2 protein-coding genes are annotated in these 953 nt (G+C 66.4%); both read right to left on the bottom strand.

Annotated features, from left to right (window positions below; genetic code table 11):
* Positions 1-309 (bottom strand): alpha/beta hydrolase (locus tag EN994_RS33160; RefSeq protein ID WP_164746514.1); only part of this gene is annotated, 309 nt, incomplete at its 3' end.
* The coding region (locus EN994_RS33155) for a sugar phosphate isomerase/epimerase (protein ID WP_164746513.1) at positions 309-953 on the bottom strand (645 nt) is incomplete at its 5' end. The genes EN994_RS33155 and EN994_RS33160, both read right to left, overlap by 1 nt.

The raw sequence follows: 953 nt of genomic DNA, 5'->3' as shown, positions 1-953 counted from the left end.
GATTGCCGCGCCCATCGAGATGCCGCCGGCGACGAAACGGTCGAGGCCGGCGGCATCGGCGGCAGCCAACACGTCGTCGGCGAACATCTCGATCGAAAAAGGACGCTTGCTGCCGGCGCCGGAGCCGCCCTGAGCGCGACATTCGACGGTCAGTCGGCGGTATGAAGGACCATCGGGAAAGTTCTGCGCTACTTGTGCCGCATCACCGCCGAGGCCGTGCTGGAAGACGACGGGAGGCCTGCCCTGCCCCGTGTCGAAGACACGAAGCGATGCATCGTCGCGAAGCAGGATCGCCGGCGCGGCGCCCATCAGAGGAGTCCCCGCAGAAAGGCTGCGACGCCGGGGGCTTCATCGGCGGACAGCCCGTGGGTGACGAGCGATCCGTCGAAGCCCGCTGCCTTCAGCCGTGAAACAAAATGCGGAAAATCGACGATGCCTTGTCCGGCGGTGGCAAAGCGGCCGTCACCAGAGCGATCCTTGGCGTGCGCCATGGCGATATGGCCGGCAGCCTCGTCGATCGCGGCGGCGACGATGGCGCGCGCTTCGTGTGGCGTCGCGTGCTCGAACAGGTTCGCCGGATCGAGCACGATCTTCAGATGCTTCGATCCCATTTCGGCGATCAGCCTGGTCGCGTCCCTGGCCGAGGTAACGATGTTGGCCTGCTCGGGCTCGATGCCGAGATCGACGCCGGCGTCTTCGGCAAGCGCCAGCGCTTTCTCCATCTCGGCGGCCATGTCGGACCAAGCGGCCGGCGTGCTATTGTCGGGATGATACGCCCATTGATCGGCGGCATTGCGCGAGCCGGTGCAGAGCGTGACCAGCGGAATACCGAGGGCCGCCGCCGCCTCGATGACGACGGCAAGACGGCGAAGACCATCGTCGCGCACAGCCTTGTCGGGATGCGCCATGTTGTAGGTGCCCGACAGCGCGGCCAGCGAAACGCCTGACGATCG

It is taken from the genome of Mesorhizobium sp. M7A.F.Ca.CA.002.09.1.1, assembly GCF_003998555.1.
GTDB lineage: Bacteria > Pseudomonadota > Alphaproteobacteria > Rhizobiales > Rhizobiaceae > Mesorhizobium > Mesorhizobium ciceri.
The sequence above is the reverse complement of the archived record's forward strand: the minus strand, read 5'-3'. Positions and strand labels throughout refer to the sequence as shown.